The organism is Aeromonas cavernicola, from assembly GCF_002795305.1.
Taxonomy (GTDB): Bacteria; Pseudomonadota; Gammaproteobacteria; order Enterobacterales; family Aeromonadaceae; genus Aeromonas; species Aeromonas cavernicola.
In genome coordinates this window covers 1-508 of record NZ_PGGC01000164.1, presented here as the reverse complement: position 1 = coordinate 508, position 508 = coordinate 1, and the positions used below count along the sequence as shown (strand labels likewise).

The 508-nt window shown below is 55.7% G+C and carries 2 pseudogenes; both read right to left on the bottom strand.

What is annotated here, in order from left to right:
* Positions 1 to 7: 7 nt before the first annotated feature.
* Positions 8 to 363: pseudogene (locus CUC53_RS15875) on the bottom strand (3D domain-containing protein); the annotation flags it as partial.
* A 2-nt stretch (positions 364 to 365) separates the two neighbouring features.
* Positions 366 to 508, bottom strand: a pseudogene (locus CUC53_RS19325) (MltA domain-containing protein); the annotation flags it as partial.

The following is a 508-nucleotide window of genomic DNA, read 5'->3' as shown; positions in this document are numbered from 1 at the left end:
CGCGAGATCACAACCAAGGCGTGGCGGTCGGCCCATTGCGCAGTCCAAGTTTCCAGACTCGGCCAAAGTGCTTATAGTGACCGGCTGCTATCCCCGCGTTTTCACCCATCCCATGATAAAGATCGAGATGCCCCTTTTTCACCGCACCGCCGACATCCAGCGCGATCAACAGCCGCAGTTGGTGTTTCCCGGTCCAGTTACCAGCCTTGTCCAGCAGTGGCACTTCCGCCAAAATCGGGGTACCCATCGGCAATAAGGTTTTATCAGCTGCGACCGCTGCCAGCGGCAGGAGTGGGATACCCGCTGCGCCAATCACGTCGTTGGTCGGGCGCCGTTCAAAAAACACATAAGAGGGGTTCTGTTNNCCTTGATGGCCTTCATCGACATTTTCTCTTTGGCCACCTCACCACGGTCGATCAGCACTCTACCGATACTGACATAGCCATGGCCGTTCTTGCCGCTATAGCCGAGATATTGCAAGCGATCATCATCGCCGTAATGCACAAAC